The organism is Paraburkholderia dinghuensis, from assembly GCF_003837865.1.
Taxonomy (GTDB): Bacteria; Pseudomonadota; Gammaproteobacteria; order Burkholderiales; family Burkholderiaceae; genus Paraburkholderia; species Paraburkholderia dinghuensis.
This window is the reverse complement of the sequence record NZ_RQIS01000013.1, coordinates 84,234-100,148: the sequence shown is the minus strand read 5'-3', so window position 1 is coordinate 100,148 and position 15,915 is coordinate 84,234. Positions and strand designations below refer to the sequence as shown.

At 60.8% G+C, this 15,915-nt stretch carries 12 protein-coding genes; 5 read left to right on the top strand and 7 right to left on the bottom strand.

Annotated features, from left to right (window positions below; all coding sequences use genetic code 11):
• Positions 1-8: 8 nt before the first annotated feature.
• The gene (gene torA / locus D1Y85_RS18335; RefSeq protein ID WP_124152499.1) at positions 9-2,486 is read left to right on the top strand and encodes a trimethylamine-N-oxide reductase TorA; all 2,478 of its coding nucleotides are present in this window, start codon (positions 9-11) and stop codon (positions 2,484-2,486) included.
• Positions 2,487-2,880: 394 nt separating this feature from the next.
• On the opposite strand, the gene D1Y85_RS18330 is transcribed toward torA, so the two are convergent.
• From D1Y85_RS18330 to D1Y85_RS18315, 4 genes are read right to left on the bottom strand one after another with little or no spacing between them, the layout of a single operon-like run.
• A complete protein-coding gene (locus D1Y85_RS18330) occupies positions 2,881-4,179 on the bottom strand; it encodes an HlyD/EmrA/EmrK family protein (protein ID WP_124152498.1) in 1,299 nt (432 codons plus the stop codon).
• Positions 4,180-4,213: 34 nt separating this feature from the next.
• The gene (locus D1Y85_RS18325; protein ID WP_124152497.1) at positions 4,214-5,719 is read right to left on the bottom strand and encodes an efflux transporter outer membrane subunit; all 1,506 of its coding nucleotides are present in this window, start codon (positions 5,717-5,719) and stop codon (positions 4,214-4,216) included.
• A gap of 49 nt (positions 5,720-5,768) precedes the next feature.
• A complete protein-coding gene (locus tag D1Y85_RS18320) occupies positions 5,769-6,206 on the bottom strand; it encodes a MarR family winged helix-turn-helix transcriptional regulator (RefSeq protein ID WP_124152496.1) in 438 nt (145 codons plus the stop codon).
• Positions 6,207-6,225: 19 nt separating this feature from the next.
• Positions 6,226-7,788 (bottom strand): DHA2 family efflux MFS transporter permease subunit, encoded by a 1,563-nt coding sequence (locus D1Y85_RS18315; protein ID WP_124152495.1) that lies wholly within the window; start codon positions 7,786-7,788, stop codon positions 6,226-6,228.
• Positions 7,789-8,421: 633 nt separating this feature from the next.
• Here D1Y85_RS18315 and D1Y85_RS18310 point away from each other — a divergent pair.
• Together D1Y85_RS18310 and D1Y85_RS18305 are read left to right on the top strand one after the other, a co-directional pair.
• Positions 8,422-10,260, top strand: coding sequence for an ATP-binding protein (locus D1Y85_RS18310; RefSeq protein WP_124152494.1), 1,839 nt, complete (start codon positions 8,422-8,424; stop codon positions 10,258-10,260).
• Between the two features lie 140 nt (positions 10,261-10,400).
• Positions 10,401-10,772 (top strand): response regulator, encoded by a 372-nt coding sequence (locus D1Y85_RS18305; RefSeq protein ID WP_124152493.1) that lies wholly within the window; start codon positions 10,401-10,403, stop codon positions 10,770-10,772.
• A 19-nt stretch (positions 10,773-10,791) separates the two neighbouring features.
• On the opposite strand, the gene D1Y85_RS18300 is transcribed toward D1Y85_RS18305, so the two are convergent.
• Entirely contained in the window at positions 10,792-11,472 is a 681-nt protein-coding gene (locus D1Y85_RS18300; RefSeq protein WP_124152492.1) for a response regulator transcription factor, read from the bottom strand.
• A gap of 496 nt (positions 11,473-11,968) precedes the next feature.
• On the opposite strand from D1Y85_RS18300, the gene D1Y85_RS18295 reads away from it, so the two are divergent.
• On the top strand, positions 11,969-13,021 hold the full coding sequence (locus D1Y85_RS18295; RefSeq protein WP_124152491.1) for an alpha/beta fold hydrolase: 1,053 nt from the start codon (positions 11,969-11,971) through the stop codon (positions 13,019-13,021).
• Positions 13,022-13,202: 181 nt separating this feature from the next.
• Here D1Y85_RS18295 and D1Y85_RS18290 read toward each other — a convergent pair whose 3' ends face one another.
• Positions 13,203-14,648, bottom strand: a complete 1,446-nt coding sequence (locus D1Y85_RS18290) for a DEAD/DEAH box helicase (protein WP_124152490.1) — start codon at positions 14,646-14,648, stop codon at positions 13,203-13,205.
• Between the two features lie 458 nt (positions 14,649-15,106).
• Between D1Y85_RS18290 and D1Y85_RS18285 the strand changes: the two genes are divergently transcribed.
• Complete coding sequence (locus D1Y85_RS18285) at positions 15,107-15,523, top strand: universal stress protein (RefSeq protein WP_124152489.1); 417 nt, start codon at positions 15,107-15,109, stop codon at positions 15,521-15,523.
• A gap of 101 nt (positions 15,524-15,624) precedes the next feature.
• Here the strand turns inward: D1Y85_RS18285 and D1Y85_RS18280 are convergent, their stop codons facing one another.
• Entirely contained in the window at positions 15,625-15,888 is a 264-nt protein-coding gene (locus tag D1Y85_RS18280) for a hypothetical protein (RefSeq protein ID WP_124152488.1), read from the bottom strand.
• Between the last annotated feature and the right edge of the window lie 27 nt (positions 15,889-15,915).

Below are 15,915 nucleotides of genomic sequence, written 5' to 3'. Positions count from 1 at the left end.
GAATGGTTATGGGTATCAACGCCACAATGTATTCGGGCGGTCCGTCGGCTTCCAAACGTACCTTCCTCAAGGGCACTGCCGCGGCAATGGCGTTGGGCTTCACCGGTCTGCCCATCCTGTTACGTGGAGCAACCACGCAGGCGCAAAGCGGACAACAGGGCATTCTGTCGGGTTGTCATTGGGGCGTCTTCCAGGGCATCGTCAAAGACGGGCGAGCTGTCGAATTCCGCCCCTGGCAGGGCGACCCGGCTCCCTCTCCCCAGCTTCCTGGCGTGCTCGATTCACTCTATTCCGAATCACGTATCCGGTATCCGATGGTTCGGCGTGCCTGGCTGGAAAAAGGTCCTGGCGCAGATCCTGACGGGCGTGGCAGCGGTGACTTCGTGCGCGTGAGCTGGGACAAGGCCATCGACCTGGTCGCCCTCGAGATCGCCCGTGTACGCAAGGAAGATGGCCAGCAAGCCGTGTTCGCCGGCTCTTACGGCTGGAAGAGTCCTGGAAAACTGCACAACTGCCAGACCTTGTTGCGACGAATGCTCAATCTGACCGGCAGTTACACGAACAGCACGGGCGACTATTCGACCGGGGCTGCGCAAGTGATTCTGCCGTACGTTTCTGGTTCGCTCGAGGTCTATGAGCAATGCACCACCTGGAATAACCTCGCAAAAAACTGCGAGCTGATGGTGTTTTGGGGGTGCAACCCGTTGAACAATTCGCAGATTTCGTGGCAGGTCGCTGATCACGGCGCCTGGCCCGGCGTCGAGGCGCTGAAGAAGGCCGGGACCAAAGTGCTATGCATAGACCCGGTACGCACCGAAACTTGCATGGCACTGAACGGCGAATGGCTGGCCCCGAACCCGCAGACCGATGTCGCAATGATGCTGGGGATCGCCCACACGTTGTACACAGAGGGCTTGCACGACCAGAAATTCCTCGACCGCTACACCACCGGCTTTGACAAGTTCCTGCCGTATTTGATGGGCACCAGCGACAACACGCCGAAGACGGCAGAGTGGGCAGCACAGATTTGCGGTCTTCAAGCCGACACGCTGCGCGATCTGGCGCACCGCTTCGCCAAGCATCGCACCATGCTGGCGCTCGGCTATTCGACCCAGCGTCAGCACCACGGCGAACAGATTCACTGGATGCTGATTACGTTGGCTTCGATGCTGGGTCAGATCGGGTTACCGGGCGGTGGCTACGGCCTCAGCTATCACTATGCGTCCGGCGGTGCTCCCACCGCGACGACGCCGATTCTCAAGTCGATCGACGACGCCTCGGGCCAGAAGCAAGAGGGCGCAGCCTGGCTGGCCAGTAGCGGCGCGGTGTCGATCCCGGTCTCTCGTCTGGTCGAGACCTTGCTGAATCCTGGCAAGACCATGCAATTCAATGGTAACGACATCAAGTTGCCGGTGATCAAGCTCGCTTACTGGGTAGGCGGTAACCCGTTTTCGCACCAGCAGGACCGCAACGAGATGCTCCGTGCCTGGCGCAACCTCGACACCTTCATTGTCCATGACGTGCAATGGACGGCCACGGCCCGCCATGCGGACATCGTGCTGCCGGCAACGACTTCCTATGAGCGAAACGACATCGAACAGGTCGGCGACTATGCCCTCAGCCATATCGTGCCGATGAAGAAAATTGTCGATCCGGTTTTCGAAGCTCGCAACGATTTCGACATTTTTGCGGCCATTGCGGCCAAGCTCGGCAAGGGGTACGAATTCACCCAGGGCCGCACGGAAATGGACTGGGTCCGCGGCCTCTACGAGGCGGCGAAGATCGAATCCCGCGGTATGGGGATGGAGATGCCCGTCTTTGACGTGTTCTGGAACTCCAACAAGCCGCTCGCATTTCCGGTGAGCCCGGCTCAAGTGGACTTCGTGCGCTATGCGGATTACCGCGCCGATCCACTCCTGAACGCACTTGGCACGGCCTCAGGAAAGTTCGAACTGTATTCGAAGGCCATCGAAAAATATCACTACGACGACTGCCCACCGCACGCGACCTGGATGGAGCCTATCGAACGCGTAGGCGGGCCAACGACCAAGCTCCCATTGCATATCGCGGCCAACCATCCGACTATGCGCCTGCATTCGCAACTGTGCGGCACGGTTAATCGTCAGCACTATGCAATCGCGGGGCGTGAGCCGTGCTGGATGAATCCTGCAGATGCCAAGGCGCGCGGTCTATCGGACGGCGACGTAGTGCGCGTGTTCAACCAACGCGGCCAGATATTGGCAGGCTTGAAAATCACCGAGGACATTCGTCCTGGCGTGATCCGCATTAACGAGGGCGGTTGGTTCGACCCGATGAACCCGCGCGAAATCGGTAGCCTGGACTGCTACGGCGACGTCAATAACTTGACCACCGGGATTGCGACATCAAAGCTCTCTCAGGGCAACTGCGGCCAGACCGGCGTGGCCGAGGTTGAGCGCTTCGTCGGCACATTGCCTCCGGTAACAGTGTTCAGTCAGCCGACCTGACCGCATTCTGGAGCTACCGCAATTACGCCGACCAAAAGTTGAGCCACTTGAAGGGGTTGCGCCGACTGGCGTGCACGACAAGTCACCGTTCTTATGCGGCATTCATACTCGCGTGCGCTATATCCGCATCCGCACTGCGCCACGGTCGCCCATGAATGTCCGCCCGCCCCCTCTCGCTGCGCATGTGCGGATGCACGGACATGGCGCTCGCTGACGAGCATCCATATTTCATCAGTTGATGGTTCGAAGGGTTCAGTTGGCCAGACCAACCGTGACACTCAAGAAGATGAACAAGGTCATCTGGTACCGGCTATCCTCACCAACCTATGCGGCGACCACGGCTGGGCACGGGAACGCAATTCGCGGGCGTCTCGCGTAACCACGGTAAGGCCGCTCAATTCCTCATCGCCACCTTCGTCGCAGCCGGTCGTGTAGTCTGCGCCTGCGCCGTCATCTCGTTCTGCTCGATGATCTTCGCGATCTCGGCATTGGCCTTATCGCCATATTGCGCAAACACGTCGGTGCGATAAGTGGTGTTGACCGCCGCCGCGAGCTGCGTGCCGGAATCATTGCGCGTGTCGGCGTCGACTTCCATCGATAGCCCGATCCGCAGCGGATGCGCCGCGAGTTCCTTCGGGTCGAGCGCGATACGCACCGGCAGGCGCTGCACAATCTTGATCCAGTTGCCGGTCGCGTTCTGTGCCGGCAACGTCGCGAACGCGCTGCCCGTGCCCGCCGAGAAGCCGATCACTTGTCCGTGGTACTTGACGCTCGATCCGTAGACGTCCGCCGTCATCGTGACCGGCTGACCGATGCGCATGCGGCGCAATTGCCCTTCCTTGAAGTTCGCATCGACCCACACGCCGTTGAGCGGCACAATCGACATCAGCGGCGTGCCCGGTGAGACTCGCTCGCCAATTTGCACCGAGCGCTGCGCGACGTAGCCCGTCACCGGTGCCGGCAGCGTGTTGCGTGCGTAGTCGAGATAGGCGTCACGTACCTTCGCGGCGGCGGCCCGCACGTCCGGATGCTGCCGGATCGTTGTGCGGTCGGTCAGCGCGCGGTTCGATTGCGCCTGCTCGCGGGCCGCGTCGAGCGCTGCCTGAGCGGCGGCTACGGCCTCGCGAGCGTGCGAGACATCTTCGGCAGACACCGCGCCGGTGCCGGCCACCGCGACACGGCGCTGCAGATCGTCCTGCGCGCGCGCCAGGGCCGCCTCGCGCTGCGCGACGTTGGCCGCGTAGTAGCTGTTGTCCACGTAGAGCGTGCTGACCTTGCGCACGGCCTGGCCGAGCGCCGCCTCGGCGTTCAGGAGTGCGATCCTCGAATCGGCCGGATCCAGCGTGACAACCGGGTCGCCCACTTTCACGATCTGTGTGTCGTCCGCGTTGACTGCGTTGACCGTGCCGGTCACCTGCGGCGTGAGCTGCACGAGGTTGCCGTTGACGTACGCGTCGTCGGTCGACTCGTGAAATTGCCCATACTTGAAATAGTACGTGCCATAAGCAGCACCCGCGACCGCGACCCCGATGCCCAGCAGTGCGAGCCACAGCTTGCGCTTGCTTGAGTCGCCGGGCGGCGTCGCGTCCGGCGGGGTTCCGGTGGTGCCATCGTGTGCACCCTTGCTGTTCGATTGTGCCGGATCCGCACTCGAGCGGTCAGTCGCGCGGTCAGTCTGGATGGTATCGCTCATGTCAATTCACCAAGAAGTTTACGAACGTGCCGTTTCAACGCGCGGCGAGGGAGTTAGAAGGCGCGGCTGAACCCGCACGGTGTGTTGCATCGGATGACCTATCGACATAGCCGCCACCGAGTGCCGATGCGAGCGCGATCTTTTGATCGCGCCGGTCCATCAGCAGGTTGGCGACGGCCTGATCGGCCTGCAGCGTGAGCACGTCGGCATTGAGCACAGTCAGCTGATTCGTCAGGCCGCCCTTGTACTGCGTGAGCGCCAGCTCGTCGGCCCCGCGCGCGTCTTGTTGCGCCGCTTGCGCGTCGCCAATCTGCAAGTCGCTCGAGCGGATCTGCGCAAGTTCTGTCGCCACATTGCTCAAGGCACTGATCAGCGTCTGGTTGTAGGTCGCGACGGCGTCGTCGAAATCGGCGTAACGGCCCTTCAATTGCGCACGCAGCGCACCCCCGTCGAAGATCGGCAGATAGATCGCCGGACCGACGCTGGCCGTGCGGCTCGCCGCCGTCAAAAAGCGGCCGAAGCCGAACGCGTCGAGGCCGATCGCGGCGCTCAGATTGATGTCCGGGTAGAACTCGGCCTTGGCTTCCTTTACTTCGTGCGTAAGCGCATCGACTCGCCAGCGGGCCGCGACGATGTCCGGGCGGCGGCCCACGAGGTTGGCCGGAAGGTTGTCCGGCAGGCGCACCTGGTCGCCGATGCCGAGCGCAGGCCGCGTAATCGCAAGCCCGCGGTCCGGGCCTTCGCCCATGAGCGCGGCCAGTTGGTAGCGCGTCGTCAGGATGCTGCCGTCGAGCGCGGCGAGCGCCGAGCGGGCGGTCGCGAGATTCGCCTGCGCCGTCTTGCGCTCAACCTCGGTATCGAGCCCGGTCGCGATGCGGCCGGCCGTGATTCGGTCGATCTGTTCGCGGCGTCCGACTTCCTGCTGGGCGATGTCGTGCAGCACGTAAAGCCGCGCAAGCTGGTTATAGGTGCGGGCAACCGAGGTCGTGAGCGTGAGCTTGACGACTTCCGCGTCGGCCTCGCTTGCCTGTACCTGGGAAAGCGCCGCCTTCAGCGCTGCGCGATTCTTGCCCCATAGGTCGAGATCAAACGAAGCGCCAAGCAATCCCTTGTTTTCGGTCTGCCATGAGCCGGCAAACGGCGGCGGAATGAGCGTCGTGCTGCTGTACTGCTGGCGCGTCAGCGAATAACTCGCGTCGACGCGCGGCATCGTGCTGGCCTTCGCCGTGCCCGCATAGGCTTGCGCCCCGGCGATTCGGGCGCGCGCCTGCGCAATCGTCGGATTGCCCTTGAGCGCTTCCTCGATCAGGGCCTTCAATTGCGCGTCACCGAACTGGTCGGCCCAGTTGGCGGCCGGCCAGTGACCGCCTTCGGCGGGCAGGCTTTGCGTCGTCTCGAACTGTTGCGGCTTCGCCATCTGCTTGTCGCTGTGAATGCCCGCATAGTTGGCGCATGCCGGGAGCAACGCCGCCAGCATCACCGACAGCCCCGTTTTAATCGCGCGGGCACCGCGGGCTGATCTAGTAATCTGCGGGTTCATTTTCTGACCTGTGAGATGAATGGTTAAAAAAGGGGGAGCGCCGCGGCGCTCACTCGCCAATCAATTTGCAGAGCAAACGGCACAGCTCTTCGAACTCCGCCGTCGTGAGTTTCTTCAACCGTGCGTTCAGCACTTCCGGCGCGATATTCGGAATCTCGGCCGCGATCTCTTCGCCCTTGTGCGTCAGCACCAGGTTGACCACCCGGCGATCATCCACGCTGCGCGAGCGTTCCAGCAGCCCCTTCATTTCCAGCTTGTCCAGCATCCGGGTCATCAGTCCGGTATCGACGGACAACATCTTCGAAAGCTCGAACGGCGTGGTGGCGAGGCCGCGCTGCATCGCCAGGAGAATGCCCATCTGCCGGCCGGTGATGTTGAGATCCTTGAGGGCTGTGTCCATTTCCGCAGTGATCAGGTTGCGAGCCTTGGTCAGCAGGAACCCGACGCCTGGCGTCTGCGAAAAACTTTTGGGCGTGTGATGCTTCATGGGAAGGTTCGCGCGCAGCTCAGTGACCGCCCGCGCCCGCTGCGTTCTTCGCGCCGTCCTTGCTGGGTTTGGTGATCCAGATGAGCGGAATAATCACGACGAAGATCACGGCCGACAGCCAGAACACATCGTTCAGGCCGAGCATCGCCGCCTGCGCGCTCATTTGCGCTTCGAAGAAGGCCTCGGCTTTGAAGAGACTCGCATGCAGCATCGTCTCGATACCGGTGAGCGCATGCACATAGGCCGGGTTGTTCAAACCGGTCTGCTCGGCAAGCTGCGAATGGTGCAGGATCGTCCGGTTGCTCCAGACGGTGCTCAGGAGCGATGTGCCTGCCGCGCCGGCGAAAATCCGCACGAAGTTCGACAGACCCGCCGCCGCCGGGATCTTCTCCGGTGGCAAGCCCGACAGGATGATTGCCGTAAGCGGCGTGAAGAACAGCGCCATCGGGATGCCCTGCAGCAGCGTCGGCAGAACCAGCGTGTAGGCGTCAACGCCCGTCGTGTACCACGAGCGCATCAGGAACACGCCCGCAAAGCCGAGGAAGGCGAGCGTCGCCAGCATCCGCATGTCCGATTTCGGCATGATCTTGCCCATCACCGGCGCAAGGAGCACGGCGAAGACGCCGAGCGGCGCTGTCACGAGCCCCGCATCGACGGCCGGGTAGCCGAGGTACTCCTGAATCCATGTCGGCAGGATCACGAGGTTGGCGAAGAAGACCGCGTACGCGATCGATATCGCGATGGTGCCGCCCAGGAAGTTGCGTCGCTTGAACAGGCGCAGGTCGACGATCGGCTTGGCCTCGGTCAGCTCCCAGACCACGAAGAACAGGAACGCGACCAGCGCGACGATCGTGAGCGCCCAGATCACCGGTGAACTGAACCAGGCGAGGTCCTTGCCCTTGTCGAGCATGATCTGCAGCGCGGCCACCCAGACGATTAGCGACATGAGCCCCACCTTGTCCACCGGCAGCTTGCGCGACGGCGTTTCGCGCTTGCGGTAGATCCCCCAGATCACCGCGGCGGCGAACAGCCCAACGGGCACGTTGATATAGAAGATCCAGGACCAGCTGTAGTTGTCCGTGATCCAGCCGCCCAGGGCCGGCCCGGCGATCGGTCCGACCGTTGCGGTCATCGCCCACAGCGCCAGTGCGTTCGAGCTTTTTTCTCGCGCAAACGTACTGAGCAGGAGTGCTTGCGACAACGGCACCAGCGGTCCCGCCACGGCGCCTTGTACGATACGCGCGACGAGCAGAACAGGCAGGCTGGGCGCGAAGCCGCACGCCGCGGACGACACCACGAACAGCAGGATCGCTGATACGAAGAGCTTGACCTGCCCGACCCGCTGCGTGAGCCACCCGGTCAGCGGAATCGCCACCGCGTTGGCCGCGGAGAACAGCGTGATGACCCACGTGCCTTCATCGACCGACACACCCAGGTCGCCGGACAGCGTCGGGATCGCGACATTGGCGATCGACGAGTCCAGCACATTCATGAAGGTGGCGAGGGACACCGCGAACGCGCCCAGCGCGAACTGCCAGCCGGTCAATGGCGCAAGAGCGCTCGCGTTTTTCGGCAGGTTCATGTTGCGTCCTGTAAGGGGCAATCGTGGTTGCGCTCTCCCAGATGCGGAAGACGCACTCCGATCCGTATCCGGCACGACAAAGGGTTGAGAATGAATAGCCAATGATTCCCGGCTACTGGATGCAAATCCTGGAGAGTTCAACCGTCCGGCGATAAATATTCCTGTCGAGCCACGGCACGAACGTGTACTCGTCGTAAGCGTTGCTTCCGATGTATATCCAGTTGTGCAGAACGTTTGACACGATGATTCCTTGGAGACGATGTAGACGGAACCGGTCGGTCGGGCAACCGAAAAGGTGGTGTTGTCGTCGGGCCGAACCGCGAGTCTTGCGCTACCCTGAGGTCGAGCGCTGTCGCGATGAAAGAAGATTAGGTCTAGCCGGATCGCGAATCTACTCTACGGTTGGATATGTCGATGCCGCGTTAGCGTAGTCTGCTTATACGGTCGTATAAGCGCGCTGAGGAGGCGTCACGAGCGGCTTCGAACTGCGCGACACAATCTCCGGCGACTATTATCTGGAGAGGAGCAACAGAAGGTTCGAGGGACGAGCGCTGTTTTGGTCTGCGATGCCTGGAGCTTTTGCGCCAGACCGGACGCAAGCGGTGAGTAAAGCTGCACTAAGGGAGGCGTTCCGTGCGGGCAGCAGGTTCTTCATATGTTAGCGGCGGCCTTAAACATCTGGTGCCTTTGTGGATTGGGGGCTGCATCGCGCTCGGCGCCGTTGCTGCAATCTGCCTCCGACTGCAGCTGCGATTGAGCACCACGGGCTTCCTTCTCTTGATTGTCATTGTCGTGTTGTCCTTGAAGGACAGCTTCATTTCATCCGCGATTTTCTCGGTCGTTGGCGCCGCGCTGCTGGACTTTTTTTTCACACCGCCCCTCTATAGCTTTCGGATAGCCTCTCCCGAGGACTATATCCCCCTTAGTTCCTTTCTCGTCACGTCAATCGCTGTCACAACGCTTGTCAGGCGGATTAACCGCATTGAAAAAGTGCAGCGTGCCCAGGCGCGGCTCCTGGATCTGACCCACGACACCGTGTTCGTCCGCGACCAGAACGAAGTGATCACGTACTGGAATCGCGCTGCGGAAACGCTTTATGGCTGGAAACAGGAAGAGGCGATTGGGAAAGTCGCCGATGAGCTTCTCCGGACCCTTTTTCCGCTGCCTCGCGAGGAAATTCAGCAACTGTATATTCGCGACGGGAGCTGGGAAGGCGAACTGGTTCACACCAAACGCGATGGTTCTGAGGCCATCGTAGCCAGTCGCTGGGCACTGCAGCGAGACGAGCGGGGCGCGCTGCTCGCCACCCTCGAGACGAACAACGACATCACCGAGCGCAAGCGTGCCGAGGAGTGGCTGCGAAAAAGTCAGGCGCAGTATCTTGCTGAAGCTCAGAAGCTCAGTCGTACTGGTAGCTTCGGGTGGAACGTCTCAACCGGCGAGGTATTCTGGTCTGAGCAGGCCTTCAATATTTTCGAGTACGACGTGGCAATGACACCCACGATTGACATGGTCCGGCAGCGTGTGCACCCGGACGACATGCAGGTGTTCGAGCAACTGCTAGTGGAGGCGCGAGGTTCGAAGTGTGATTTTGACGTCGAGCATCGCCTGCTGTTTCCGGATGCGAGGATCAAGCATCTGCACGTCGTGGTGCACCGAACAACCGATCAGGCGGACAGCAGGCAGTTCATCGGAGCCGTGATGGACGTGACGGAGGCAAAGCAGACAGAGGAACAGTTGCGGCAGGCGCAAAACGAACTCGCGCGCGCCAGTCGCATCACCGCCCTCGGCGAACTAAGCGCGTCGATTGCGCATGAGGTCGGTCAGCCGCTCGCCGCCATCATCACGAATGCCGAGGCCGGTCTGCGCTGGCTGCGCCGCCAGCCGCTCAACGTGGAAGAGATTGAAGGGTGCATGACCCAGATAACGGGTGAGGGGAACCGGGCGGCTGAAATCGTGCAGCGTGTGAGGAAATTGATGAAGGGAGCGCCACCTGACAGGGCACGCGTTGAGGTGAACGAACTGATTGACGAAGTGATGACGCTGATTCGCGGTGAGGTCAAGAGCCACGGTGGATCGCTTGTGCTGAATCTCGCGCCCGGACTTCCCGCGGTGCTTGGCGATCGTGTGCAACTTCAGCAGGTGCTCATCAACATCATCATTAACGGTGTGCAAGCGATGGCCACCGTCGACGGCGAGCGCAAACTTGCGGTCGAATCCGGCATGGACAACGAAGAAAACGTAGTGGTGGCTGTGCGAGACTCAGGGCCCGGCATCAGCAAGGAGAACCTGTCGCGTCTGTTCGAGCCCTTCTTTACGACGCGCAGCACGGGTATGGGGATGGGGCTGGCAATATGCAGTTCGATCATCGAGGCGCATGGCGGTCAAATCTGGGCATCCAACAACCCCGAAGGTGGCTCGACATTCAGTTTCAGCTTGCCGCCAGCGCGAGTGTCTGCAGCACTCGCGTAGCCCCGCTGCCAGCGTTCGCATCGGTTATACATTCGTATCATCGCGGCACGAGCGGTTGTGCAGTAACCTCCAGATAAGAATACGGGCAAGCGGGTTGTTCGCGCTTTATCCCGCAGGAAGAGAGGTCGAGGGCCGCCACTTTGCAAACAGCACCTGTTGTCTCGATTGTTGACGACGATAAAGCCGTTCGTCTCGCGTTAGGAAGCCTCGTGCGATCGCTAGGCTGGCAGGCGCGCATGTTCGAGTCAGCCGAAGAATTTCTCGTGTCCGGGCAGATCGCCGACACATCCTGCCTCATCTCCGACGTCCGCATGTCCGGCATGTCGGGTGTGGAGATGCACGAGCGCCTGCTGGCGCTTGGCTATGCCCCGGCGACCATCTTCATCAGCGCGTACCCAACGCCGTTGCTGCACGCAAGGGCGGTCACCAACGGCGCGCTGGTGTTGCTTCAGAAACCCTATCAGGCGGCGGTGATGACTTACTGGCTCTCGGTTGCACTCGGCAATCCGTAGGGAGAAGGTCGTCGCGAGGTTATCGCCGGACAGAACTGGATACTTGCGGCTTGATGCCGAGGGACTCGGCCTTGCGGACAAGGTCCGGCATGGAGCGCGCGTTCATTTTTCTCATCACCTGGCCGCGGTGGACCTTCACCGTAATTTCGCTCAGGTTCATTTCGGAGGCAATTTGCTTGTTCAACAGCCCGGACAGCACGAAGGCCATCACCTCCTTCTCTCGCGGAGAGAGGGACTGATACGAGGCACGCAGTCCAGCCATGGCGGCGTCTGCCGCAAGCCGCTCAGTATCGAGCGCCAGAGCATGCTCGACTGCGTCGAGCATGTCCTGGTCCTTGAACGGTTTGGCAAAGAAGTCCTGCGCGCCGGCTTTCATCGCTTTCACGCCCATCTCTATGTCTCCATGAGCAGTCATGAAAACGACAGGAATGCAGATGCCGCTGTTGACGATTTCCTGGTGAAAAGCCATTCCGCTTTTCCCGCGGAGCCGGACGTCAAGAATCAGGCAACTGGGCCCGCTCGAAGTGGGAAACTGGAGAAATTCTTCAGGGGACTCAAACGTTTCGACGCGCAGGCCAACCGAGCGCATAAGCGTGCTAAGCGCAAGCCGGATTGCCTTGTCGTCATCGACGACATAGACAACCGGGCCGTCACTTCCTGCTGCGCCGGTCGTGACTGGGTAGGTCGGTCCTGCAGCCATCGAGTCACCCTATGAAGCTGAACGGCGTTCTGATCGCTGCCGTCGACGGCTTATTCTACGCGCCCGGAGGGAAAGCGAAAAATCATGCGCTGCTCCAGGTAAGTATCCGTTTGTGCGGTGCGCTAAGCAGTCTCCGTCAAAACATTTCCGTTCCTTGCCTCGACGAGCGACCGCGCATATCAATGCCGCGGCTGGATGCATTTGACGAAATCTTCCAGCCCCTTCCAGGGGTAGCGTCACCCTGGAAACCACTGGACCGGCGAAGACGATCACGCTCCGGCACGCGCTATATCTCACGCACGCCGTCAGGCTCAAGGGCCAGTTCGCCGGCAGTCACTATCCGCCGCACACGCGCAATACGCATTGCCTCGGGGTGCCGGGCCGCCGTCTCATGACGCGGCGTTTCTGCCACCTTCTTCGCGTGTTGCGGGTTCCCTGCACCCCCCTCACCACCAACGCGGAAGATGCCGGCAGTCAATCTCACAAGGAGCAACACATGGCAGCAGATATCAGTCAATCGCGTCGGACCTTGCTAGGAGTAGCGGCACTCGGTCTCGTCGCTTCCCAGCTAGGCACCATTGCAAGCGCCAATGCACAAGAGAGCAACAACAATCGCATTCCTGCACCGGGGACGGCGGGGGCACCGAAAGCGTCCTTTGGTCCGTTAAAGCATGTCAACGCCGGCGTACTTAGCATTGCTTATGCAGAAGCCGGGCCGGCAGATGGTCCGCCGGTGCTGCTCTTCCACGGCTGGCCCTACGATATTCACAGTTACGTCGATGTCGCTCCTATACTCGCGGCGGCCGGCTACCGCGTTCTTGTCCCGTACCTGCGCGGCTACGGCGAAACGCGGTTTCTCTCCGCATCAACACCGCGTAATGCCCAACCGGCTGCAGTCGCAGTCGATGCGATCAGCTTTATGGACGCACTCAAGATCGATAAAGCGATTATGGGGGGATTTGACTGGGGTGGCAGAAACGCCAACCTTCTGGCATTTCTTTGGCCCGAGCGCGTCAAGGGGCTGGTTTCGGTGAGCGGCTATCTCGTGGGTAGCCAGGCCGCCGCCGGGATGCCATTGCCGCCAGCCGCTGAGGACGCCTGGTGGTATCTATTTTATTTCGCTACCGACCGCGGTCAGGCTGGTTACGCCAGCAACACCAAGGCGTTCAACCGGTTTATCTGGCACCAGGCCTCGCCGAAATGGGCCTTCGATGACGAGACGTTCGAGCGCTCAGCAAGGGCGTTTGAAAATCCGGATTTCGTTGGCATCTCACTCTACAACTATCGCTGGTATTTGCGCCTGGAGCCGGGCGAGCGAAAATACGATGCGTTGGAGAAGAAGATCGCGACATTTCCAGCCATCGCTTGTCCGACGATTACCCTGGAAGGTGACTCGAACGGCGCACCGCATCCTGACCCGAGCGTCTATGCCAGGAAGTACGTCGGCAAGTATGAGCATCGCACCATTACCGGCGGCATAGGGCACAATCTGCCGCAAGAGGCGCCGGCAGAGTTCGCCAAGGCAATCATCGACGTCGACAAGGCTTGACCGCGATTCTGTGAACGAACGGCCATGCCCGATTCTGGGTCACCGGGCGGGCTGTTTCTCAAATCCGCCACGGCTTCACTATTCGAAGAGCGGAAGAAGACGAGTGAGGCCGCTCCGTTGCCTGCCAGTGGGCCGCAAACCGCCGGCCCGTTCCAGGTTTGGCGTGACTCATCCCCACGGATCAAGATTGGCGTTTGCCGCCGCCACCAGCGGGTTTGCCTGCCGGCTTACGTGAACTCGCCGCTGGCTTGCTAGCGGGTTTGCTGCGTGGCTTCTGCACACTGAATGGGTTATCGCTGGAAAAGCTTGTGCCTTTACCCGCGGCCACTGCGCGCGGCGTCGCAGGCTTGCGTTTGTTTTCGCCAGTTTGCGTACGCGGTTTTTTGCTGAGCGCCTGCGTGGCGCCCGGCGCAGCTTGCGGCACTTTGGGCTTCTTGGGCTTTTTGGGTTTCTTGATGAGCTCGCCCGTCGCGCTGGTTTGCGGCACGCGGTGTTCGGCTTCAAAACCCGGCTCCTCTTCACGGGGCAGCGTTTGCCGGATCAGCGCTTCAATCGCGGCCAGTTGCGGCGCTTCATCGGCACACACAAGGGACACCGCCACGCCGCTGGCGCCCGCACGGCCGGTACGGCCAATGCGGTGCACATAGTCTTGCGCCACGATCGGCAGATCGACGTTGATCACCAGCGGCAGGTCGTCGATATCGAGTCCGCGCGCAGCCACATCAGTAGCGACCAGCATATTGACTTCGCCGGTCTTGAAACGCTCCAGCGCACGCAGACGCGCGGGTTGTGGTTTTTCGCCGTGGATGGTGTCGACCGCATAGCCCGCTTCATCCAGCATGGCCGCGAGGTAATCCACGCCATTGCGGGTTTTGACGAACACCAGGGCGTGCTCCCAGTGGTTCTCAGCCACAAGGTGCATGAAGAGGTCAGGCTTGTTCCTTTTATCCACCGGCACTACCCACTGCTTGATCTTGCTGGCGGTGGCATTGGGCGGGCTGACGCTGATATTAACCGGGCCGCGCAGAATGCCCGCCGCCATGGCGCGGATATCATCGGTGAACGTGGCAGAGAACAGCAGGGTCTGGCGCTGAGCGGGCAAGGCCGCAAAGACGGCGTTGAGTTCGCGCGCAAAGCCCAGATCCAGCATGCGGTCGGCTTCGTCCAGCACCAGCGTTTGTACCTGATCAAACTGCACTGCGTTCTGCCGATTGAGATCCAGCAAACGGCCCGGCGTGGCAACGAGCACATCCACGCCTTTGCGCAACTTCATCATCTGCGGGTTGATGCTCACACCGCCGTAGGCGGCCAGAAATCGTAAATCGAGGCCTTTGCCGTAAGCGATAAAGCTTTGCAGCAGTTGTTCGGCCAGTTCACGCGTGGGCACCAGCACCAGAACACGCGCGCGGTTGCTGGACACCGCCGGGCCGTGTTGCACGAGCCGTTGCAGCAGCGGCAGCGCAAAACCCGCCGTTTTGCCAGTGCCGGTCTGTGCCGCAGCCATGACGTCCTTGCCGCCAAGCACAGCAGGGATCGCCTTGACCTGTATTGGCGTAGGCGTCTGGTAATTGAGGTCCTGCACATTACGCAGCAAGGGATCGATCAGGCCAAGCGAGGCAAAAGACATCGGCGTATTCCGGGCTAAAAGCGCAATTCTAGTCCCCTATCGCGTCGGTGACGCGGGGAAACTGCCAGACCGATGCTGCTATCCAGACGCCTTTTACGATTTTCGTGAGGGGCTTCCAGGGTTTATACATTCGGGCTGCTCTTTCGGTGTTCAGGTTATGGCCGACCACTGGCTTGCCACGCGCGTGGCTCCCGCGAAAATTGGCGCCAATGCTGGCGGTCTTGTCGACTGTCTGGGGATCGGATATTGCCTGGTCGGTGTCAGGTGAGGAGCGACACTCTGGGCGATCACGTTGCACGAATCTGCCCGGAGGAGCACAGGCACCATCCGTGACACCGATGGCGTTTTGACGTTGATGACATTTTTATACGGCGCTCTTCTACTTTAACGTCATCCTGGCGATGTCCATGCTTCAATTCAGCTGAGATTGCCGGACGTGTATGCACTGGAGGTGACCTGTGCTGAAACTGCTTATTCCTGTGCTAGGTGCCAGAGCGGCAACCAATGCGGCGCGTCACGGAGCGTTCCTGTTTGCCGAACGATGTGTATCCGAGGTTGAGATCATCGAAGTGCTCGATGATGTGGTGCGGGACCGTGCCGTCGCGTTTCATTCACCGGCAACGCTGCACAGACGGGAGAAGCAGGAAGCGCTCGATGCGCTTATGCAAACGCGGGCGATTCTCGATGATGCTGGCGTTCCATACACATGGAAACGCGTGTTTGGGCCACCGGAGCGGACAATCGCGCAGTACGCGGCGAAGGGGCATGCGGATATCGTGGTGCTTGACGCAAGCCACCTTGGCTTTTTTCACAGATGGACGGTCCTCGCCAGGCTCTGGCGCCTGACTTCAACCCCGGTGACGATGCTCCACTAACATCTGTGCGAGTTCGCGCCTTTGTCGCCCCTGCACGGCGGATGCCCGGATCTGTTGCGATCGCGGACTTCGGCCAATGAATGAGCAGGCGTCCCTCTGGTTCAAGGACCAGTCCTGTCGTCTATCACCCGCTGTGCGGCGCTAAAGCCTGCCGTGAAGGCGTCTTCCACCGTGCCGAAGACGCGATTTCCTTCTGTGACGAGCCGAATTGGCACGCCGATTGGTCTTTTCGGGTCCGCTGCGCAGACACTCACCACAGCAACATACCCCACCGGAGGCCCAACGGTGAATTCGCTCGACACAGCCCGCACGGACTCGAGCTTCACGGTGATCTCGAAGCCTTTGTACGAGTCGGTTTTTTCCATTGATTCTCACCCGTTCGAAAATGGACC

Excerpts from the sequence above, each read along its gene's own strand:
- D1Y85_RS18280 (WP_124152488.1), bottom strand. The coding sequence starts at position 15,888 with ATGGAAAAAACCGACTCGTACAAAGGCTTCGAGATCACCGTGAAGCTC.
- torA (WP_124152499.1), top strand. The coding sequence starts at position 9 with ATGGGTATCAACGCCACAATGTATTCGGGCGGTCCGTCGGCTTCCAAA.
- D1Y85_RS18320 (WP_124152496.1), bottom strand. The coding sequence starts at position 6,206 with ATGAAGCATCACACGCCCAAAAGTTTTTCGCAGACGCCAGGCGTCGGG.
- D1Y85_RS18315 (WP_124152495.1), bottom strand. The coding sequence starts at position 7,788 with ATGAACCTGCCGAAAAACGCGAGCGCTCTTGCGCCATTGACCGGCTGG.
- D1Y85_RS18300 (WP_124152492.1), bottom strand. The coding sequence starts at position 11,472 with ATGGCTGCAGGACCGACCTACCCAGTCACGACCGGCGCAGCAGGAAGT.
- D1Y85_RS18295 (WP_124152491.1), top strand. The coding sequence starts at position 11,969 with ATGGCAGCAGATATCAGTCAATCGCGTCGGACCTTGCTAGGAGTAGCG.
- D1Y85_RS18290 (WP_124152490.1), bottom strand. The coding sequence starts at position 14,648 with ATGTCTTTTGCCTCGCTTGGCCTGATCGATCCCTTGCTGCGTAATGTG.
- D1Y85_RS18325 (WP_124152497.1), bottom strand. The coding sequence starts at position 5,719 with ATGAACCCGCAGATTACTAGATCAGCCCGCGGTGCCCGCGCGATTAAA.
- D1Y85_RS18330 (WP_124152498.1), bottom strand. The coding sequence starts at position 4,179 with ATGAGCGATACCATCCAGACTGACCGCGCGACTGACCGCTCGAGTGCG.